We start from the raw sequence: 1013 nt of genomic DNA, 5'->3' as shown, positions 1-1013 counted from the left end.
GGCGTTCTCGGTGTGGCTGTAGTAGAGGTCGTAGTTGAACAGCGCGCCGAAGGCACTTTGCGCCGGCATCGGTTCGCTCAGGCTGCTGGGATCGAAGCGCTGGTGTGGCAGCCATTCGCTGGGCAGGGTCAGCAGCAGGCGCTGGCTTTCCTGCTGATAGTCGCTGTGCAGCGCGTCGATCCGGTCCAGGGCGACCCAGGGCGGTGGCTCGGGGGGCAGGCGAACGCCGGCGGCGAGCAGATCCTCGCGCTGGACGAACAGCCGGCCCTGATGTTCTCTCACTTCCGTTACCTTGCCGCTGGGCAGTTGATTGACGATCAGTTCCAGATACAGCACCTGAGCCTGGGCCAGTTGCTCGGCGTCATCGGCATGGGCCGTGCGTATGCAGAGCACGGCTGCCAGCAACAGCATCAGGGGCAGTGAGCTACTCAGTGGCCAGTACCTGCGCTTGGCGACTCTCGTTGATGCGTGCCTGTATGCGCCCGCTGCGAACCCCGCTCGGCATCGGCCAGCGCATCCTGGCGCCGGGCAGGACGTAGCCGAGCAGTCCTTCGGCGACGGGCTGGGGGCCGTTGGCGCGCAGCAGTTCGGCCAGGTGCAGCGCATGGTGCGTGCTGTCGGCCAGGCCACGGGCGCAGGCGGCCGATCCGGTGCAGGCGACCAGCCCGAGCAGTGGGTCGCCGGCCTCGTGCAGCAGGCCGAGTTCGCCCAGCGCGTTGCTCAGGGTTGCCGCCTCGGCCTGTGGCACGTTGCCCAGCAGCAGGCCCTGCCAGGGGGTCAGGCGCAGTTCGCCGCCGGCATGCCGCTCGCTCAGCTCGGCGAGCGCCAGCAGCTGTTCGGCGTGCAGGCGGCCCAGCTGGGCCCCGGCGACGACCATGCACAGGCCGGCCCGCGCCTGTGGATAAATCCCTGCGGGCGCCCGCTCGACGCCAGCGGGCGTCTGCCAGTCGGCTGTTGGCGGCTGCAGGGGGAAATCCAGGCGCGCCTGCAGGCGCTGCAGCAGTTCGCTGGCC

The 1013-nt window shown here is 69.7% G+C and carries 2 protein-coding genes; both read right to left on the bottom strand.

Features of this window, described 5'->3' with window-relative positions; translation table 11 throughout:
* Positions 1 to 411, bottom strand: a 411-nt coding sequence (locus J0A65_RS24055; protein WP_206596791.1) for a hypothetical protein, incomplete at its 3' end; no start/stop codon positions are given.
* Between the two features lie 13 nt (positions 412 to 424).
* The coding region (locus J0A65_RS24050) for a hypothetical protein (RefSeq protein ID WP_206596790.1) at positions 425 to 1013 on the bottom strand (589 nt) is incomplete at its 5' end.

It is taken from the genome of Bowmanella yangjiangensis, from assembly GCF_017255015.1.
GTDB classification, from domain to species: domain Bacteria; phylum Pseudomonadota; class Gammaproteobacteria; order Enterobacterales; family Alteromonadaceae; genus Bowmanella; species Bowmanella yangjiangensis.
The sequence above is the reverse complement of the archived record's forward strand: the minus strand, read 5'-3'. Positions and strand labels throughout refer to the sequence as shown.